Consider the following 16595-nt stretch of genomic DNA (forward strand, 5'->3'; position numbering starts at 1 on the left):
TAGGAAGTCGGGGGTCGACTTTGAACCGGGAGTACGTCAGTGAGCGCCATGCCGATTGCTTTGCTGCTCACCACGGCCGCCACCGCGGCCGTGGGCGTCGCCGCCCTGCGCACCCTTCAGGGGCTGCGCCGGCAGGTCGCAGCCCTGCACACCGAACTGGCCGCGAGCCACGCCGCCGCCGCGAGAGGCCTCGTGCCCGCCGCCCGGGCAGCCGCGGACACGGACGAGATACGCGCTGCCGTGGCCGAGGCGCTCGCCGAGGAGCGGGAGCGGGAGCTTGCCGAGGCACGGGCGTTCTGGGCCGCCCAGGAGGCGCGTGACGCCTCCGATCTGCCCTCGCTGCTCGGCCTGCCCGACGGCGAACCGTTCCTGCCGCGCCACTCGGACTTCGTCGGCCTCGAATACCTGGAGCCGGTGCCCGAGCCGGGCCCGGACGCCGACGACTTCGCCGGCGACTCCCCCGAACTCGCCGCGGCCCGCCGCCGGCACCCCTCCCACCCGGACTTCATTCCGGTGCAGTCACCCGTGGTGAACGACCATGAACGTACGGTGGCCTGTCTGGAGGAACTCGCCGAGTCCGGCACGGAACTGGCCGACGTCCGCCCCGGCCCGCTCGGCACCCTCGACGTCTACGTCTTCGCCGACGGTACGACCCTGTGCATGACGCCGGGCCACCGCGAGACGGCGGAGCAGCTGGCCGCGGCCCTCCAGGCGGGCGCCGCGCCGGTCCTCCTCGGCGGCTCCGGCATCTCGGGCGCGTACGCGCTGACGTTCGCGTGCGGAGACGAGAACATCTACATCCTGGCGGACCGGGTCATAGCGTCGCTGTAGAACCCCGAGTCGGCCACAGTGAGAGCCGGTCGCTGCGAGAGCCCAGAGCCGGTCGCCGCCAAGAGCCAGAGCCGCGAGCCGCGAGCCGTAGGAAAAGTAGGAGCCAGGAGCCGTACGAACTCTCGACGCGCCGGGGTTGATCAGACTCCGGCGCGTTTCTGCGCGTCCGCAACGAGCCCCACTGCTTCCGCGAGCTCCCGCTCGTCTTTCAGTACGAGCGCCAAATCATGCGCAGCCACCGTGATCTGGTCGGCGGCAGCGAACATTCCCGCGTCAGGCATCTCCCGAGGCGACCCGGAAGCGTCCTCCAGACGCTGCGCCCACCGCGCCAACTCCCTGGCCAGACCCAGTGCCTCGGCGGCGGCCCCCCGCTGCAGCCGGCTCTGTGGGGCCGCCCGCAGCCGGTCGGCGAAGTGATCCACGGCACGGGTCAAAGGCGTCGTATCAAGCACGCGGCGAGCGTACGCGCCGCAGCAGGACTGTTGCCAACAACCCAACCCTCAGGCACGGTGGCGTGAAGGACCGGCTTACATCCCCATTGCGTCCGGAGGCGCCGATGTCCCAAGTGTTCTCCCAGGAGACCCATCGCAACCTGCTCGCCCGCATCCCCCATTGCACCGGTCGTGAGATCTCCGACTGGCTGCGCACCGTCGACGAAGGCCCCGCGCTCTTCCGCTTCGAGGAGAAGGTCAGCTGGCTCCGCGCCGAGCACGACCTCGCGTACGGCCATGCCAAAGCGATCATTCACGAGTACGACCTGAGGAGGGCCGCGCGCAAACTGCTCTGAGCGCGCACCACCGAGACGACAGGCATCCGCATGACAAAAGGGCCCGCGAACCAGTGGGTTCGCGGGCCCTTCAGTCAGTCAGTCACCACCGGCTGCTGTCGCCGGTGCCCGACTAGTCGTTACCGCTGAAGATGGCGACCAGCCGCAGCATCTCGACGTAGATCCACACGATGGACATGGTCAGGCCGAACGCGGCCAGCCAGGATTCCTCGCGGGGCGCGCCGTACGCGATGCCGTCCTCGATCTGCTTGAAGTCGAGGGTCAGGAAGAACGCGCCCAGGACGATCGCGAGGATGCCGACGATCGCGCCCAGCGGGCCCATGCTGCGCAGTCCGCCGTCCTCGGCGACGCCGAAGGCGACCAGCAGCAGGTTGACCGCCATGACCAGGATGAAGGCGATGGCGATGGCCATGCCGATGCGCGCGTACCGCGCGGTCACGCGGATCCAGCCCGCCTTGTAGATCAGCAGGGTCGCGCCCGACACCGCCATGGTGCCGAGCACCGCCTGGAAGGGCGCGCCCGACCACTGGCTGTTGTACATCTCGCTGATGACCCCGAGGAAGACGCCCTCGAAGGCGGCGTAACCGAGGATCAGCGCGGGTGAGGCGGTGCGCTTGAAGGACTGCACCATCGCCAGCACGAAGGCGATGAGGGCGGAGCCGATGGCCAGCCCGAAGCTGCTGCTGGTGACCGGCAGAACCGCCCAGGCCAGGATGGCGCCGACTGCGACGGTGCCGAGCGTCATGCCCGAGCGCATGACGACGTCGTCCATCGTCATACGGCCGGTGGTGACCGGAGCCTGCGGCGGAGCGCCGTGCTGCAGGTCCTGCTGCGCGTAAGGGTTCTGCGCGTAAGGGTTGCCGCCGCCCTGCTGGGCGTACGGGTTGGCCTGCGTGCCGACAGCGGGTCCCCCGGCCTGCGGCGCCGCGTTGAACCCCGCGTAGCCGTTGTCGCGGCTGAACCCCCGTCGCGAGAAGACCGGGTTGCTGCTCCTCATTTCACTCCTCCATGGCCACGGTGCGTGGCGTTGGCTCAAGAGTAATAGGTGGGCAAAGGAAAGCGCCTAGTGCTTGGGGAGGATCTTTCCCTTGTCGTGACGCCAAACACGCTACGTGCCGGCCTCATTCCCTGCGACGGAGCACCCAATCCATGACCGACCTGGGACACAGCCGAGACCAGCCGATGATCAGAGGGAACGGTCGGAACGGTCGGGGTCAGTCCAGTGGAAACCCGGTGTACCCCTCCGCGAGGTCGGTCTCGGCCGCCCGCGAGCCGGCGACCCGCTCGAGGCGGGCGAGCTGGAGTCGGTCCTCGAAGGGGGTCGCGTCGGGGGCACGGTGCAGCATGGTCGTCATGTCGTACGAGAACCGCTCGGCCTGCCAGACCCGGCGCAGGCAGCTCGCCGAATAGGTGTCGAGCAGTTCGGCCGATCCGGTGTCCCGAAGCTGGACCAGGGCGCGGGCGAATGTGACGACGTCGCCGACCGCGAGGTTGAGTCCCTTGGCGCCGGTGGGCGGCACGATGTGCGCGGCGTCACCGGCGAGGAAGAGCCGCCCGTGCCGCATCGGCTCGTGGACGTAGCTGCGCATCGGGGTGACGGACTTGGAGGTGATGGGCCCTCGCCGGAGCTCCCAGCCGTCCTCGGTCTCGAACCGCCGCTCCAGTTCGTCCCAGATCTCCTCGTCGCCCCAGGCCTCGGCGTCCGTGCCCTCGGGCACCTGGAGGTAGAGGCGGGAGACGGTGGGCGAGCGCATGCTCAACAGGGCGAAGCCGCGGTCGTGGCGGGCGTAGACGAGCTCGTCGTGCGAGGGCGGCACATCGGCGAGGATCCCGAGCCAGCCGAAGGGGTACGTCCGCTCGAAGACGCGGGATAGATCGGCGGGCACGGCGTTCCGCGCGATCCCCCAGAACCCGTCACACCCCACCACGTAGTCACACTCGAGCACATCTTCGCGCCCCTCCTGTGTGAACCGGATCCGCGGCCGATCTCCTTCGGCCCCCTCCACCGCCAGCGCCTCGGCCTCGAACAGCAGCGGCCCGCCCTCTTTCAGCTGCAGGGCGATGAGGTCCTTGCAGACCTCGGTCTGCGCGTACACCATCACGGAGCTCCCCCCGGTGAGCCCGGGGAAGTCGACGCGATGCCGCTTGCCCTGGAACCGCAACTCGATCCCGTCGTGGCGCAGCCCTTCGCGGTCCATCCGCTCCCCGGCCCCGGCGGCCCGCAACACGTCGACGGTCCCCTGCTCCAGGATCCCGGCGCGCTGTCGATGCTCCACATAGGCCCGGTCCCGGCTCTCCAGGACCACGGACTCGATCCCCGCGTTGTGCAGCAGCCGCGCCAGCAACAGCCCGGCCGGCCCGGCCCCGATGACCCCGACGGTGGTACGCATCGGCACGCCCCTTCGCGTTCCTCAGATCACTCGAGTTCGTTCAGTTCGTTCAGTTCGCTTAGTTCGTTCAGTGAAATTTACTTCACCATCCGCTGCCACTGAGTCTCCGGCTGCGTACGTCCTATGTCAACAGATTCGATCAAAGGCTCTACGGGGGGCTCCGCGCCCGTAGAGACCCGCGCCTGTGACGCCACAGTGCGGGAAGTGCCCGGAACCGGACTTGAACCGGTACGCCCGCGAGGGGCAGCGAGGTTTAAGCTCGCCGTGTCTGCATTCCACCATCCGGGCAGGCCATGGGCTCCGCGTCGAAGGTCCGAGCCTATCGGGGCTCACCCCCCGAACTTCGGTCGGGCGTACCGATGTTGTCTTATTTTATTGATGTCTGAGGGTCCATCAGGACCCGGTACGGACCATCCGCACATGCCAGATAGCCTTTCGGGCGACTTTCGGCTGTGCATACGGAATGACGTAATTTCACCGTCCGAACATGCGGCCCGCCCGGCATCCGTCACCTGCGCTCTCAGGGGCGCCCTCATCCCCAGGGATGACACAAGCGCGCCCGGTCCGACCGAAGTCGCCCCCCGGAACCGGAACAGCGGCTGACTACACGGCCCGAAACGGCCGCGACGATGGACACACGTCCCCGGAAATCGTCGTCGTCGTCCCGACAGGAGCACCCTCCCGTGACCACCACTCCCGTGACCGCCACTCGCACTGCCGACCCGGCCACCTCGGTGGCCGCCCGTGCCACGGAACTCTCCAAGGTCTACGGACAGGGCGAGACCCAGGTGGTCGCCCTCGACCGGGTCACCGTCGACTTCCGGCAGGCCGAGTTCACCGCGATCATGGGTCCCTCCGGGTCCGGCAAGTCCACGCTGATGCACTGCGTGGCCGGACTGGACTCGTTCTCCTCCGGCTCCGTGCGCATCGGCGAGACGGAGCTCGGTTCCCTCAAGGACAAGCAGCTCACCAAGTTGCGCCGGGACAAGATCGGCTTCATCTTCCAGGCGTTCAACCTGCTGCCGACCCTGACCGCCCTGGAGAACATCACCCTCCCGATGGACATAGCGGGCCGCAAGCCCGACAAGGAGTGGCTGAACACGGTCATCGAGATGATCGGCCTCGCCGACCGCCTGAGCCACCGGCCCTCCCAGCTCTCCGGCGGCCAGCAGCAGCGCGTCGCCGTCGCCCGCGCGCTCGCCTCCCGGCCCGACATCATCTTCGGCGACGAGCCGACCGGAAACCTCGACTCCCGCGCGGGAGCGGAGGTACTGGGCTTCCTGCGCAACTCGGTACGGGAGTTGGGGCAGACCGTCGTCATGGTCACCCACGACCCGGTGGCCGCCGCGTACGCCGACCGCGTCATCTTCCTGGCCGACGGCCGGATCGTCGACGAGGTGCTCAAGCCGACCGCGGACGCCGTCCTCGACCGGATGAAGCAGTTCGACGCGAAGGGCCGCACGAGCTGACGCTCCCCCAGCCGTCGGGCCGAGCACTCGCCGCGCCGTCCCCCAAAACAGGGCCGAGCGACCGTCGTTGCCGTCCCCGAGACAAGGCCCAGCACTCGTCGCACCGCCCCAAGGCAAGGCGCCGGGCACCCGTCGCGCCGTCCCGAAGACCTCCTACCTCCCTGGACTGAGACAACCCCATGTTCCGTACCGCCTTGCGCAACGTACTCGCGCACAAGGCCAGGCTCCTGATGACCGTGCTCGCCGTGATGCTCGGCGTGGCGTTCGTGTCCGGCACCCTGGTCTTCACCAACACCATTTCGGACGCGTACCAGAAGAGCTCGGCCAAGGGCTTCGACCAGATCGACGTCGTCATCGAACCGGAGCACCAGGACGACACCGGCGACACGGTCGGCAAGGAGCAGAAGCTCACGCAGCCGCTGCTCGACAAGGCCGCCGACGTCCCCGGTGCCGCCTCCGCCGTCGGCGTCGTCAACGGCTTCACCGCCATCGCCGACAAGGACGGCAAGCTCGTCGGCAGCGGCTTCCAGTCCCGCGGCGGGAACTACTGGGAGGACAAGGACCCCCGGTATCCGCTGACCGGCGGCAGCGCCCCGCGCGGCCCGAACGAGGTCGCGATCGACTCCGAGACAGCGAAGCGGACCGGGTACAAGGTCGGCGACACCGTACGGCTGTCCGTCGACGGGCCCGTCCTCACGCCCACCGTCACCGGCATCTTCACCACCGACGACGGCAATGTCGCGGCCGGCGGCAGCCTGGCCCTCTTCGACACGGCCACCGCGCAGAAACTCTTCGACTCGGTCGGCACCTACGACGAGATCGATGTGAAGGCCGCGGCCGGCACCAGCCAGACCGCCCTGCAGAACCAGCTCGACAAGGTGATACCGAAGGCCATCGCCTCCACCACGACGGGTGAGAAGGCCGCCGCCGACCAGGCGGAGCGGATCTCCTCATCGATGAGCGGTCTGAAGACGGGCCTGCTGGTCTTCGCCGGCATCGCGCTGTTCGTCGGTACGTTCATCATCGCCAACACCTTCACCATGCTGGTCGCCCAGCGCACCAAGGAACTCGCGCTGCTGCGCGCCGTCGGCGCCTCGCGCAGGCAGGTCACCCGGTCCGTGCTCGTCGAGGCGTTCTTCGTCGGCGCGGTCGCCGCGGTCTCGGGTCTGGTCGCGGGCATCGGCATCGGCGCCGGGATGCGCTCGCTGGTCGGCACGCTCGGCGCACCCGTACCGGACGGGCCGCTGGTGATCTCGCCCGGCACCGTCGGCACGGCCCTGGTCGTCGGCATCCTCATCACGATGCTCGCCGCCTGGCTGCCGGGCCGCCGCGCGGCGAAGATCCCGCCGGTGGCCGCGATGAGCAGCGTGCACGCGCAGGCGACCACCAAGTCCCTGGTCCTGCGGAACACGATCGGCGCCCTCTTCGCGGGGGCGGGCGTCGCCGTCGTCCTGTTCGCGACGACCATGAGCGGCTCGGACGGCCAGGCCCCGATGGGTCTCGGCGCGGTCCTGCTCATCCTCGGCGTCTTCATCCTCACGCCGCTGCTGTCCCGCCCGCTGATCGCGGCCGCAGCCCCGGTTCTCCGCATCTTCGGGGTCTCCGGCAAGCTCGCCCGCCAGAACTCGGTGCGCAACCCGCGCCGCACCGCCGCGACCGCCTCGGCGCTGATGATCGGCCTGACCCTGATCACCGGCATGACGGTGATGGCGGGCAGCCTGCAGAAGTCGATCGACAAGATGGCCAGCTCCGCGATCAAGGCGGACTACGTCGTCTCGATGGCGAACGGCCGGTCCCTCTCGCCGGACGTCGAGAAGACGCTCGCCGGCCTCGACGGGGTCACGGACACCAGCGCGCTGCGCAACTCGCCCTCGCGCATCGACCAGGAGACCGAGTACCTGACGGGCGTGAACGGCGCGTCCATCGCCAAGCTCACCGAACTCACCCTGGACGAGGGCTCTTTCACGGTCGGCGGCACGCAGGTCGTGGTCGACGACCGCACCGCCGAGTCGCACGGCTGGAAGGCCGGCTCGAAGTTCACCGTCTCCTACGAGGACGGCAAGAAGCAGCAGTTGACGGTGGCCGGCGTCTACCAGGGCAACGAGATGATCTCGGGCATCATGCTCGACAACTCGACGCTCACCCCGCACACCACGGACGCCTTCGACATGCAGGTCATGCTGAAGACGGCGAGCGGCGCGTCGGACGCCACCAAGGACAGGATCGAGAAGGCCCTCGGCGACAACCCGGCCATCCAGGTCCAGGACAAGCAGGACATCTCCGACGGCATCGCGAGCATCTTCACCCTGATGCTGTACATGCTCTACGGCCTGCTCGCGATGGCGGTCATCGTCGCCGTCCTCGGCGTCATCAACACCCTGGCCATGTCGGTCTTCGAGCGCTCGCAGGAGATCGGGATGCTCCGCGCGATCGGCCTCGACCGCAAGGGCATCAAGCAGATGGTCCGGCTGGAGTCCCTGGTCATCTCGCTCTTCGGCGGCGTCCTGGGCATCGGCCTGGGCGTGTTCTTCGGCTGGGCCGCCGGTGAACTCCTCGGCAGCAGCATGGCGACGTACGAACTGGTCCTGCCCTGGGGCAGGATGGGCCTCTTCCTGCTCCTCGCGGCGACGGTCGGTGTACTGGCCGCACTGTGGCCGGCCCGGCGCGCGGCTCGACTGAACATGCTGTCGGCCATCAAGTCCGAATAGCGGTACGCGAGTTGGGGCCCCGTCCGGCAACCGGACGGGGCCCCTTTCTCTTACGGGATCAGCCTCTCCTGGACGGGACCCGGCGCGCTGTACGGGACCCGGCGTGCCTGTACGGAGACCCGGCATTCTCGTACGGGATCAGTTCCAGGTGCGCGACCGCAACGGCATCCCGGATGCCCCCGAAGCCTGTGGTGTCCTGACCGCCAGTACCTGGTTGACGCCGATGCGGTTGCGCTCGAAGGCCAGTGCGGAGGCGGCCATGTACAGCCGCCAGACGCGGGCCCGGCCGGGGCTGGTGAGCCGCACGGCGCGCCCCCACTGCGCTTCCAGGTTGGCGACCCAGCGGCGCAGGGTGAGGGCGTAGTGCTCGCGGATCGACTCGATGTCGCGGACCTCGAAGCCCGCCCGCTCCAACTGGGTCACCGTCGTCCCGACAGGGGCGAGTTCGCCGTCCGGGAAGACGTACGCGTCGATGAACTCGTCGACGGAGTACGCCGATTCGTCCCGGCGCGGTGGGCGCGCGATCTGGTGGTTGAGCAGCCGCCCGCCGGGCCTCAGCAGCTGGTGCAGCACCTCGGCGTACTCCAAGTACCGCTCCGCGCCCACGTGTTCGGCCATGCCGATCGAGGAGATGGCGTCGAACGGCCCGTCCGGGACATCCCGGTAGTCCTGCACCCGGATCTCCACCCGGTCGGTCAGCCCCTCGCCAGCGACCCGCTTACGGGCGTACGCGGCCTGCTCCTGCGACAGGGTCACGCCGACCACGCTGACGCCGTACTCACGGGCGGCGTGAATGGCCATGGAACCCCAGCCGCAGCCGACGTCGAGGAGCCGCTGCCCCGCCTTCAGGTCCAGCTTGCGGGCGATGAGGTCGAGCTTGTCGCGCTGGGCATCCTCAAGGGTGGCTTCCCCGGACTCCCAGTAGGCGCACGAGTAGACCATCGACGGGCCGAGGACGATCTCGTAGAAGTCGTTCCCCACGTCGTAGTGGTGGCTGATGGCCCGTCGGTCGCTGCGCTTGGTGTGCAGATGACGGCGTCTGCGCACCTCCTCCCCGGGCGGGGCGGGCGGCAGCGGCCCGGCCAGCTTCACCAGTCCGCGCAGGGCGGCACGCACCTCGGGATCCCGCAGGGCCTCCCCGGCCCCCCTCGCGTCCTCTCCCCGCTCCCACAGGAGCCCGGACATCAGGCCGAGGGCGGTGTAGAGATCACCCTCCACGCCGAGGTCCCCGGCGACCCACGCCCTCGCGAGGCCCAGTTCCCCCGGCTTCCACAGCAGCCGGCGCACAGCCCGTCGATTCCGTACGACGAGTACGGGTGCGGCGGGCGGCCCTGCTTCCGAGCCGTCCCAGGCGCGGATGCGCAGCGGTAGCGGGGCTCCCAGCAACTGTTCGACAAGGCTCTTCAGCCGCAGCGCGGCGTCCTGCATGGCGCACACCTCCGTGACGACACTCCCGAACGCTCCAACAACCACGTAAACACCAACATGCTCTTCGCGCAGTCCCCCTTCCACGTCACGGCTTCGCAAAATGGGTGCATGGGCCATGCTTTCGACGTCGAAGGGGCGGTGCTTTTATCGCCGTTACGGCAGGCGCGGAAACGCCGAAGGGGCCTCCCGCACCACGGATGGCGGGAGGCCCCTTCGGGGCGTTCGGTGACAGAAGGCCTGAGGTCAGAAGGCCGGCCTGAAGAAGTCAGGAGGCCTGTCCGAGATCAGGAAGCCTGTCCGAGATCAGCAGACCAGCCTGAAGTCAGGAGGCCTTGGCCTTCTGCTCGGTCTTGGCCTGCTCCTCGGCCTTGGCGGGCGCCACCGCGGCCGCACGGGCGGGCGCCGGCTTGGCGGCCTCGTAGAACTCCTCGCGAGGAGTCTCCATGGCACCGAGCGAGACGACCTCACGCTTGAGGAACATCGCGAGCGTCCAGTCGGCGAAGACGCGGATCTTGCGGTTCCACGTCGGCATGGCGAGACCGTGGTAGCCGCGGTGCATGTACCAGGCGAGACGGCCCTTGACCTTGATCTTCACCTTGCCCATGACGATCATCGCGACGCCCTTGTGGAGGCCGAGGCCTGCCACCGCGCCCTTGTTCGCGTGCGCGTACTCCTTCTGCGGGAAGCCCCGCATACCGGAGATCACGTTGTCGCCGAGCACCTTCGCCTGCCGCAGCGCGTGCTGCGCGTTCGGCGGGCACCAGGCGTTCTCGACACCGGCGTTGCGGGCGGCGACGTCCGGCACCTGGGCGTTGTCGCCCGCGGCCCAGATGTAGTCCGTGCCCTGCACCTGAAGGGTGGTCTGGGTGTCCACGTGACCGCGCGGGCCGAGCGGCAGACCGAAACGGGCCAGGACGGGGTTCGGCTTGACGCCGGCCGTCCAGACGAGGGTGCTGGAGTCGACCTCGAGGCCGTTCTTGAGCACGACGTGACCGTCGACGCAGGAGTCCATGGAAGTGGAGAGGTAGACCTCCACACCACGGCTCTCCAGGTGCTCCTTGCCGTACAGGCCGAGCTTGGGGCCCACCTCGGGAAGGATCTTGTCCGCCGCGTCGACGAGGATGAAGCGCATGTCCTCACGGGACACGCTGGTGTAGTACTTCGCCGCGTCGCGGGCCATGTCCTCGACCTCGCCGATGGTCTCCGCACCCGCGAAGCCACCGCCGACGAAGACGAAGGTGAGCGCCTTGCGGCGGACGTCCTCGTCCGTGGTCGAGTCAGCCTTGTCGAGCTGCTCAAGGACGTGGTTGCGCAGGCCGATGGCCTCCTCGATGCCCTTCATACCGATGCCCTGCTCGGCGAGGCCGGGGATCGGGAAGGTACGCGAGACCGCGCCCATCGCGATGACGAGGTAGTCGAAGGGCAGCTCGTACGCCTCACCCACGAGGGGGGCGACCGTCGCGACCTTGCGGTCCTGATCGATGGTGGTGACCCGACCGGTGAGGACCTCCGCCTTGGGGAGCACGCGTCGCAACGGGACGACGACATGCCGCGGGGAGATGCTGCCGGCGGCGGCTTCGGGGAGGAAGGGCTGGTAGGTCATGTACGACCGGGGGTCGACGACCGTGACGGTCGCCTCTCCGTAGCGCATCTTCTTGAGAATGCGCCGAGCTGCGTACAGGCCTACGTACCCACCGCCTACTACGAGGATCCTGGGACGCTCCGTGGTGCTCATGCCATCGAGTATCCACCTGCCCCAGGGGGGTCGCTCGTGAGCCCCTTCACAAGCATGGTCGGACCCTCTGCTACACTGCGCGGCCCACGTGACCGAGGTCATGTTGCCACGAGGGAACCCGCGTGCGGTTCGGACCGTTGTCAACACCGCGTGAGCTGCCGCTCCGCCTCCGTGAGGGTCCGGCGAACGGGCCGGAGCGACCCCCGTTTCACACGCCCGAAACACGCCCCGGACGCTCCCGTGAGCACCCTCCCCCGCCGGGTGAGCCGCCCGGAGGGGCCGACGGATCGAAATCCTCGTCCAACAGGGCCCTTTTCCTTGTGAAGAACTTCACGAACTTTTCCGGCGGCGTGTCGCGGACGCGTTTTCCAGACCCCTCAAGTGCGCTCATACGTTGTTCGACCTGCTCAGGAGAGGCCACCCGACGGCTCCGCGCCGACCCGGGCGACCCGGCGACCCAGGCGACCCGGGCGACCCAGGCGACCCGGGCGACCCGGGCGACCCGTCGGGCATCGCAGGTGAAGTGCTACTCGAGCTCTTCTGCCGCTTTCCACGCAATGCCGTCCAGGATGTCGTGCTCGCTGACCACGACCTCCGCCGCGCCGATCCGCTCCATGATCGCGAGCAGTACGAGGGCACCGGCGGCGATGACGTCGACGCGGCCCGGATGCATCGAGGGGATCGCGGCGCGCTCGGCGTGCGTCGAGGCCAGCAGGGACTCGGTGATCTCGCGGACCCGGTCGTAGGAGACCCGGGAGTGGTGAATGGCGGCTGAGTCGTACGCGGGAAGGTTCTGCGCGATCGCCGAGACCGTGGTGACCGAGCCCGCCAGCCCGACCAGCGTGCGCGCCTCGCGGAGCGGCACCGTCCGCTCGGCCAGATCCAGGGCCGCCTCGATGTCGGCACGGATCGCCTCGACCTCGGTGGGTGTCGGCGGGTCACTGACCTTGCCGTCGTGCACGAGGTGGCGCTCGGTCATCCGTACACAGCCGATGTCCACGGAGGACGCGGCCTGCACCTGCTCGTCTCCCACGACGAGCTCGGTGGACCCGCCGCCGATGTCCACGACCAGGTAGGGCTTGGGGAGGTCGTCCCGCCCGGTCAGCTCCTTGGTCGCGCCGGTGAAGGAGAACTCCGCCTCCTGGCCACCGGTGACGACCTCGGGCTCGACGCCCAGGATGTCGAGCACCCCGCGCACGAACTCGTCCCGGTTCTCGGCGTCACGGGTGGCCGAGGTCGCCACGAACCGCACCCGCTGGGCGCCGTGCTCCTTGATGGCCGCCGCATACTCGCGGCAGGCGGCGAAGGTGCGCTCCAGCGCCTCGGGGGCGAGCCGCCCGGTCCGGTCGACGCCCTGGCCGAGCCGGACGATCGTCATACGCCGGTCCAGGTCGACGAGTTCCCCCGTCGCCGGGTCCGCGTCGGCGACCAGCAGGCGGATGGAGTTCGTACCGCAGTCGACGGCGGCGACACGGGTCACTTGGCGGCCTCCTCTTCGGCGCGGGAGGGGTGGGCGCCGGGCTGGTGCGCGGTCTCGGGTGACGGAACCACACAGGCCCCCTTGCGCCACCACTCCGGCAGCATCGCGATGGCCTCGTCGCCCAGCGGGTTCACGCCAGGGCCCGCCGCCAGGGAGTGGCCCACCAGCACATGGAGGCACTTCACCCGGTCCGGCATGCCGCCCGCGCTGGGGAAGCCCTCAAGGACCTCGATGGAGTCACGCCGGGCGATGTAGTCCTCGTGAGCGGCGCGATACGCGGCGGCCAGCTCGGGATCGCTCGCCAGCCGGTCCGTCATCTCCTTCATGACCCCGTTGGCCTCCAGCGTGCCGATCGCGGAGGCGGCACGCGGGCACGTGAGGTAGTACGTCGTCGGGAACGGCGTCCCGTCGGGAAGGCGGGGCGCCGTCTCCACCACGTCCGGCTGCCCGCAGGGACAGCGGTGCGCGATCGCGCGCAACCCGCGCGGCGGTCGCCCCAGCTGCTGCTTGAAGGCCTCGACGTCCGCGTCGGTCGGCTCGGTGCGCGGGGTGGGCGGCGGTGGCGTTTCCATGCCGTGAGTCACATGTCTTTCTGGTCAGTCGGTCAAACGGGTCTGGCGGTCTCGCGGTCTGGCGGTCTGGCGGTCTGGCGGTCTGGCGGTCTGGCGGTCTGCCGATCCACTCAGTCGATCGGTCGCCCCGGTCCGTCCGCCGGCTCAGTCGGTCGATCGATCGGTTCGTTCACCGGTCGGCGGCGTCGGCCCTGTCCACGCCGTCCCACACGTTCGCGTACCAGGGACGGTCGGCCGCCCCCTGGTCGACGCGGGACTGCTTCGCGGCCTCCGGATCGATCACGATGTAGCCGGTCTCCCCCGGCATCACATAGTGCAGCCGATCCCGGATCTGCTGCTCCGCGTACGCGTCGTCCTGCCAGCGCGCCTTGAGGTCACGCAGTTGTTCGACCCGCGCGCGGGCCTGCTCCCGCTCCCGCACCAGGTCGGACATCTCGGCGCGCTGGGACACGTACTGCCTTATCGGGTACGCGAGGGCCACCACGAGGGAGCAGAGGACCAGGGCGAGCAGGGCCGCCCGGCCGGTGAGGCGGGAGCGGCGGGCCTGCCGTTTGGTCTGGGAGCGGTAGACCCGGGCCGCCGTCTGCTCGCCGAGCAGCTTCAGCCTGGTCGCGGTGGAGAACCGGTCCCGGTCCTTCACGGCCATGAGTCCCGCCTCCCCGATCCGTCCCTGCCTGCACGTGCGTACGTCCCCGCACACGGTACGGGACCGAGTACGGGGACGTACGTACGACGCTTCCTACGAAGCCCGGGCTCAGCCCTTGAAACGGGGGAACGCGCTGCGGCCGGCGTACACGGCGGCGTCGTCGAGGATCTCCTCGATGCGCAGCAGCTGGTTGTACTTGGCGACGCGGTCCGAGCGGGCCGGGGCGCCGGTCTTGATCTGACCGCAGTTCACCGCGACGGCGAGGTCGGCGATGGTGACGTCCTCGGTCTCGCCGGAGCGGTGGGACATCATGCACTTGAAGCCGTTGCGCTGCGCCATCTCGACGGCGTCCAGCGTCTCGGTCAGCGAGCCGATCTGGTTGACCTTGACGAGCAGGGCGTTCGCGGAGCCCTCCTCGATGCCGCGGGCCAGGCGCTCCGGGTTGGTGACGAAGAGGTCGTCGCCGACGATCTGGACCTTGTCGCCCAGCTTGTCGGTGATGACCTTCCAGCCGGCCCAGTCGTCCTCGTACAGCGGGTCCTCGATGGAGACCAGCGGGTACGCGGAGACGAGCTCCTCGTAGTACTCGGTCATCTCGGCGGCCGAGCGGGACTTGCCCTCGAACTCGTACTTGCCGTCCTTGTAGAACTCCGACGCGGCGACGTCGAGCGCGAGCCCGATCTGCTCGCCGGGGACGTAACCGGCCTGCTTGATGGCCTCGATGATGAGGTCGAGCGCGGCGCGGTTGGACTCCAGGTTCGGGGCGAAGCCGCCCTCGTCGCCGAGGCCGGTGGACAGGCCCTTGGTCTTCAGCACCTTCTTGAGGGTGTGGTAGACCTCGGCGCCCCAGCGCAGCGCCTCGGAGAAGGACTCCGCGCCGATCGGGGCGATCATGAACTCCTGGATGTCGACGTTCGAGTCGGCGTGCGACCCGCCGTTCAGGATGTTCATCATCGGAACGGGCAGCAGGTGCGCGTTCGGGCCGCCCAGGTACCGGAAGAGGGGCAGGTCGCTGGCCTCGGAGGCGGCGTGGGCGACGGCGAGGGAGACGCCGAGGATGGCGTTGGCGCCGAGCGAGCCCTTGTTGTCGGTGGCGTCCAGGTCGAACATCGCCTGGTCGATCAGGCGCTGCTCGGTGGCGTCGTAGCCGACGAGCTCCGGGCCGATCTGCTCGATGACGGCGAGGACGGCCTTCTCGACACCCTTGCCGCCGTAGCGGTTGGGGTCACCGTCGCGCAGCTCGATGGCTTCGAAGGCGCCGGTGGAGGCACCGGACGGGACGGCGGCACGACCGGTGCTGCCGTCATCGAGGCCGACCTCGACCTCGACGGTGGGGTTGCCTCGCGAGTCGAGGATTTCCCGGGCTACGACGACGTCGATGGACGGCACGAGCATCTCCTTCTGGGATGTGACGCGGGTACGCGGGACTGGCAGCCCCGCGGGATGAGCCTAACCGGCTCCGAGGGATCGGCCAGCCGGTCTACCCCCTCTTGGGCAGAACTGAGAGTAAATATTGTTCCCGAACGGAACAAAAAGGTGACGAAAGAGGGGCGGCGAGAGAGGGACTGCTGCCGGAAACGCAGAAAGCCCCGCCCCGGTGCGTACGGGGGAACACGCACCGGAGCGGGGAGCCCGTGGGGGACGGGGGTGACCCACACGAGGCCTTCAGTATGGAGACCACGTATAGGAGCGAGCTGTGGTTCAACTGCGAACCGGCTGTAAGCCGGCGAGCTGCGGTTCAAGCACGAACCAGCCGTAAGCCGGCGAGCTGCGGTTCAAGCACGAACCGGCTGTAAGTCGCCGGCCGACCGCCGTCGGCCGGCGACCCCGGCCGTCAGCTCAGGTGGAGCTGCTGACCCGGGTAGATGAAGTCCGCGTCGTCGACGATGTCCTTGTTCAGCTCGAACAGCTTCTGCCAGCCGCCCTTGACGTTCTTCGCCTCGGCGATCTCGCTGAGGGTGTCGTCCTTCTTCACCTTGTACTCGCCGTCGCCCTTCTCGACCGTCTTACCGGTCGGGGTCTCGACGGTCTCCTTCTTGGCGGTCTCACGCTCCGTGGAACGCGAGGCGCGCTGCTCGTCGGTCCCCGAGCTCGGCGTGCTCTGCGAGCTCGGCGTGCTCTGCGAGCTCGGCTGCGCAGGCGTGGTGCTGCCCGCGTCGTTCGCGGCGTTCGACAGGCCCGTGCCGCAGTTCGGCCAGGCACCCTTGCCCTGCGCGGCCAGAACCTTCTCGGCAACGGCTATCTGCTGGGACTTGGAGGCCTGGTCGGCGGTGGAGGCGTACGAGCCGCCGCCGTACGCGGACCAGGTGGAGGCGGAGAACTGCAGGCCGCCGTAGTACCCGTTGCCGGTGTTGATGGACCAGTTGCCACCGGACTCGCACTGGGCGACGGTGTCCCACTCGGAGGTGGTGGCGGCGGAGGCGGTGCCGGCCGCCATCAGCGGGGCGGCAACGGCGACTCCGGTCACCCCGGCGAGCGTGGCGAGACGGGTGACCCGATTGGAAACGGTCGGGCGACGGTGCTTGCCCTTGCACGAACGCAGCATGAAG

14 protein-coding genes and 1 tRNA gene are annotated in these 16595 nt (G+C 69.1%); 4 read left to right on the forward strand and 11 right to left on the reverse strand.

What is annotated here, in order from left to right; all coding sequences use genetic code 11:
* Positions 1–48: 48 nt before the first annotated feature.
* Entirely contained in the window at positions 49–831 is a 783-nt protein-coding gene (locus ACFYPC_RS15320; protein WP_388676198.1) for a hypothetical protein, read from the forward strand.
* Positions 832–971: 140 nt separating this feature from the next.
* Here ACFYPC_RS15320 and ACFYPC_RS15325 read toward each other — a convergent pair whose 3' ends face one another.
* On the reverse strand, positions 972–1283 hold the full coding sequence (locus tag ACFYPC_RS15325; protein WP_388675423.1) for a hypothetical protein: 312 nt from the start codon (positions 1281–1283) through the stop codon (positions 972–974).
* 104 nt (positions 1284–1387) lie between these two features.
* Between ACFYPC_RS15325 and ACFYPC_RS15330 the strand changes: the two genes are divergently transcribed.
* The gene (locus tag ACFYPC_RS15330) at positions 1388–1618 is read left to right on the forward strand and encodes a DUF4287 domain-containing protein (RefSeq protein ID WP_148008763.1); all 231 of its coding nucleotides are present in this window, start codon (positions 1388–1390) and stop codon (positions 1616–1618) included.
* A gap of 112 nt (positions 1619–1730) precedes the next feature.
* Here ACFYPC_RS15330 and ACFYPC_RS15335 read toward each other — a convergent pair whose 3' ends face one another.
* The 3 genes from ACFYPC_RS15335 to ACFYPC_RS15345 all read right to left on the reverse strand — a co-directional run bounded on the left by ACFYPC_RS15335 (position 1731) and on the right by ACFYPC_RS15345 (position 4296).
* The gene (locus tag ACFYPC_RS15335; protein WP_388675426.1) at positions 1731–2615 is read right to left on the reverse strand and encodes a Bax inhibitor-1/YccA family protein; all 885 of its coding nucleotides are present in this window, start codon (positions 2613–2615) and stop codon (positions 1731–1733) included.
* Between the two features lie 217 nt (positions 2616–2832).
* Complete coding sequence (locus ACFYPC_RS15340; protein ID WP_388675428.1) at positions 2833–4008, reverse strand: 4-hydroxybenzoate 3-monooxygenase; 1176 nt, start codon at positions 4006–4008, stop codon at positions 2833–2835.
* 205 nt (positions 4009–4213) lie between these two features.
* A tRNA-Leu gene (locus ACFYPC_RS15345) sits at positions 4214–4296 on the reverse strand.
* Positions 4297–4706: 410 nt separating this feature from the next.
* Between ACFYPC_RS15345 and ACFYPC_RS15350 the strand changes: the two genes are divergently transcribed.
* Complete coding sequence (locus ACFYPC_RS15350) at positions 4707–5477, forward strand: ABC transporter ATP-binding protein (protein ID WP_388676201.1); 771 nt, start codon at positions 4707–4709, stop codon at positions 5475–5477.
* A 179-nt stretch (positions 5478–5656) separates the two neighbouring features.
* Positions 5657–8185, forward strand: a complete 2529-nt coding sequence (locus tag ACFYPC_RS15355; RefSeq protein WP_388675430.1) for an ABC transporter permease — start codon at positions 5657–5659, stop codon at positions 8183–8185.
* 138 nt (positions 8186–8323) lie between these two features.
* Here ACFYPC_RS15355 and ACFYPC_RS15360 read toward each other — a convergent pair whose 3' ends face one another.
* The 7 genes from ACFYPC_RS15360 to ACFYPC_RS15390 all read right to left on the reverse strand — a co-directional run bounded on the left by ACFYPC_RS15360 (position 8324) and on the right by ACFYPC_RS15390 (position 16591).
* Positions 8324–9613 (reverse strand): class I SAM-dependent methyltransferase, encoded by a 1290-nt coding sequence (locus ACFYPC_RS15360; RefSeq protein WP_388675433.1) that lies wholly within the window; start codon positions 9611–9613, stop codon positions 8324–8326.
* Positions 9614–9935: 322 nt separating this feature from the next.
* Positions 9936–11348, reverse strand: coding sequence for an NAD(P)/FAD-dependent oxidoreductase (locus ACFYPC_RS15365; RefSeq protein ID WP_388675435.1), 1413 nt, complete (start codon positions 11346–11348; stop codon positions 9936–9938).
* Between the two features lie 526 nt (positions 11349–11874).
* Entirely contained in the window at positions 11875–12828 is a 954-nt protein-coding gene (locus ACFYPC_RS15370; protein WP_388675437.1) for an exopolyphosphatase, read from the reverse strand.
* On the reverse strand, positions 12825–13400 hold the full coding sequence (locus ACFYPC_RS15375) for a DUF501 domain-containing protein (protein ID WP_388675440.1): 576 nt from the start codon (positions 13398–13400) through the stop codon (positions 12825–12827). Before ACFYPC_RS15375 ends, ACFYPC_RS15370 begins: the two co-directional genes overlap by 4 nt.
* A gap of 169 nt (positions 13401–13569) precedes the next feature.
* Positions 13570–14046 (reverse strand): septum formation initiator family protein, encoded by a 477-nt coding sequence (locus ACFYPC_RS15380; RefSeq protein ID WP_388675443.1) that lies wholly within the window; start codon positions 14044–14046, stop codon positions 13570–13572.
* A 108-nt stretch (positions 14047–14154) separates the two neighbouring features.
* Complete coding sequence (gene eno / locus ACFYPC_RS15385; RefSeq protein ID WP_388675445.1) at positions 14155–15441, reverse strand: phosphopyruvate hydratase; 1287 nt, start codon at positions 15439–15441, stop codon at positions 14155–14157.
* 439 nt (positions 15442–15880) lie between these two features.
* On the reverse strand, positions 15881–16591 hold the full coding sequence (locus ACFYPC_RS15390) for a transglycosylase family protein (protein ID WP_388675447.1): 711 nt from the start codon (positions 16589–16591) through the stop codon (positions 15881–15883).
* Between the last annotated feature and the right edge of the window lie 4 nt (positions 16592–16595).

Origin of the sequence: Streptomyces sp. NPDC005808, from assembly GCF_042871385.1 — a bacterium.
GTDB lineage: Bacteria > Actinomycetota > Actinomycetes > Streptomycetales > Streptomycetaceae > Streptomyces.

Bases quoted from the DNA above. Each gene is read 5' to 3' on its own strand.
- ACFYPC_RS15365 (WP_388675435.1), bottom strand. From the start codon at position 11,348: ATGAGCACCACGGAGCGTCCCAGGATCCTCGTAGTAGGCGGTGGGTAC.
- ACFYPC_RS15355 (WP_388675430.1), top strand. From the start codon at position 5,657: ATGTTCCGTACCGCCTTGCGCAACGTACTCGCGCACAAGGCCAGGCTC.
- ACFYPC_RS15320 (WP_388676198.1), top strand. From the start codon at position 49: ATGCCGATTGCTTTGCTGCTCACCACGGCCGCCACCGCGGCCGTGGGC.
- ACFYPC_RS15390 (WP_388675447.1), bottom strand. From the start codon at position 16,591: ATGCTGCGTTCGTGCAAGGGCAAGCACCGTCGCCCGACCGTTTCCAAT.
- ACFYPC_RS15380 (WP_388675443.1), bottom strand. From the start codon at position 14,046: ATGGCCGTGAAGGACCGGGACCGGTTCTCCACCGCGACCAGGCTGAAG.
- eno (WP_388675445.1), bottom strand. From the start codon at position 15,441: ATGCTCGTGCCGTCCATCGACGTCGTCGTAGCCCGGGAAATCCTCGAC.
- ACFYPC_RS15330 (WP_148008763.1), top strand. From the start codon at position 1,388: ATGTCCCAAGTGTTCTCCCAGGAGACCCATCGCAACCTGCTCGCCCGC.
- ACFYPC_RS15375 (WP_388675440.1), bottom strand. From the start codon at position 13,400: ATGGAAACGCCACCGCCGCCCACCCCGCGCACCGAGCCGACCGACGCG.
- ACFYPC_RS15335 (WP_388675426.1), bottom strand. From the start codon at position 2,615: ATGAGGAGCAGCAACCCGGTCTTCTCGCGACGGGGGTTCAGCCGCGAC.
- ACFYPC_RS15340 (WP_388675428.1), bottom strand. From the start codon at position 4,008: ATGCGTACCACCGTCGGGGTCATCGGGGCCGGGCCGGCCGGGCTGTTG.
- ACFYPC_RS15360 (WP_388675433.1), bottom strand. From the start codon at position 9,613: ATGCAGGACGCCGCGCTGCGGCTGAAGAGCCTTGTCGAACAGTTGCTG.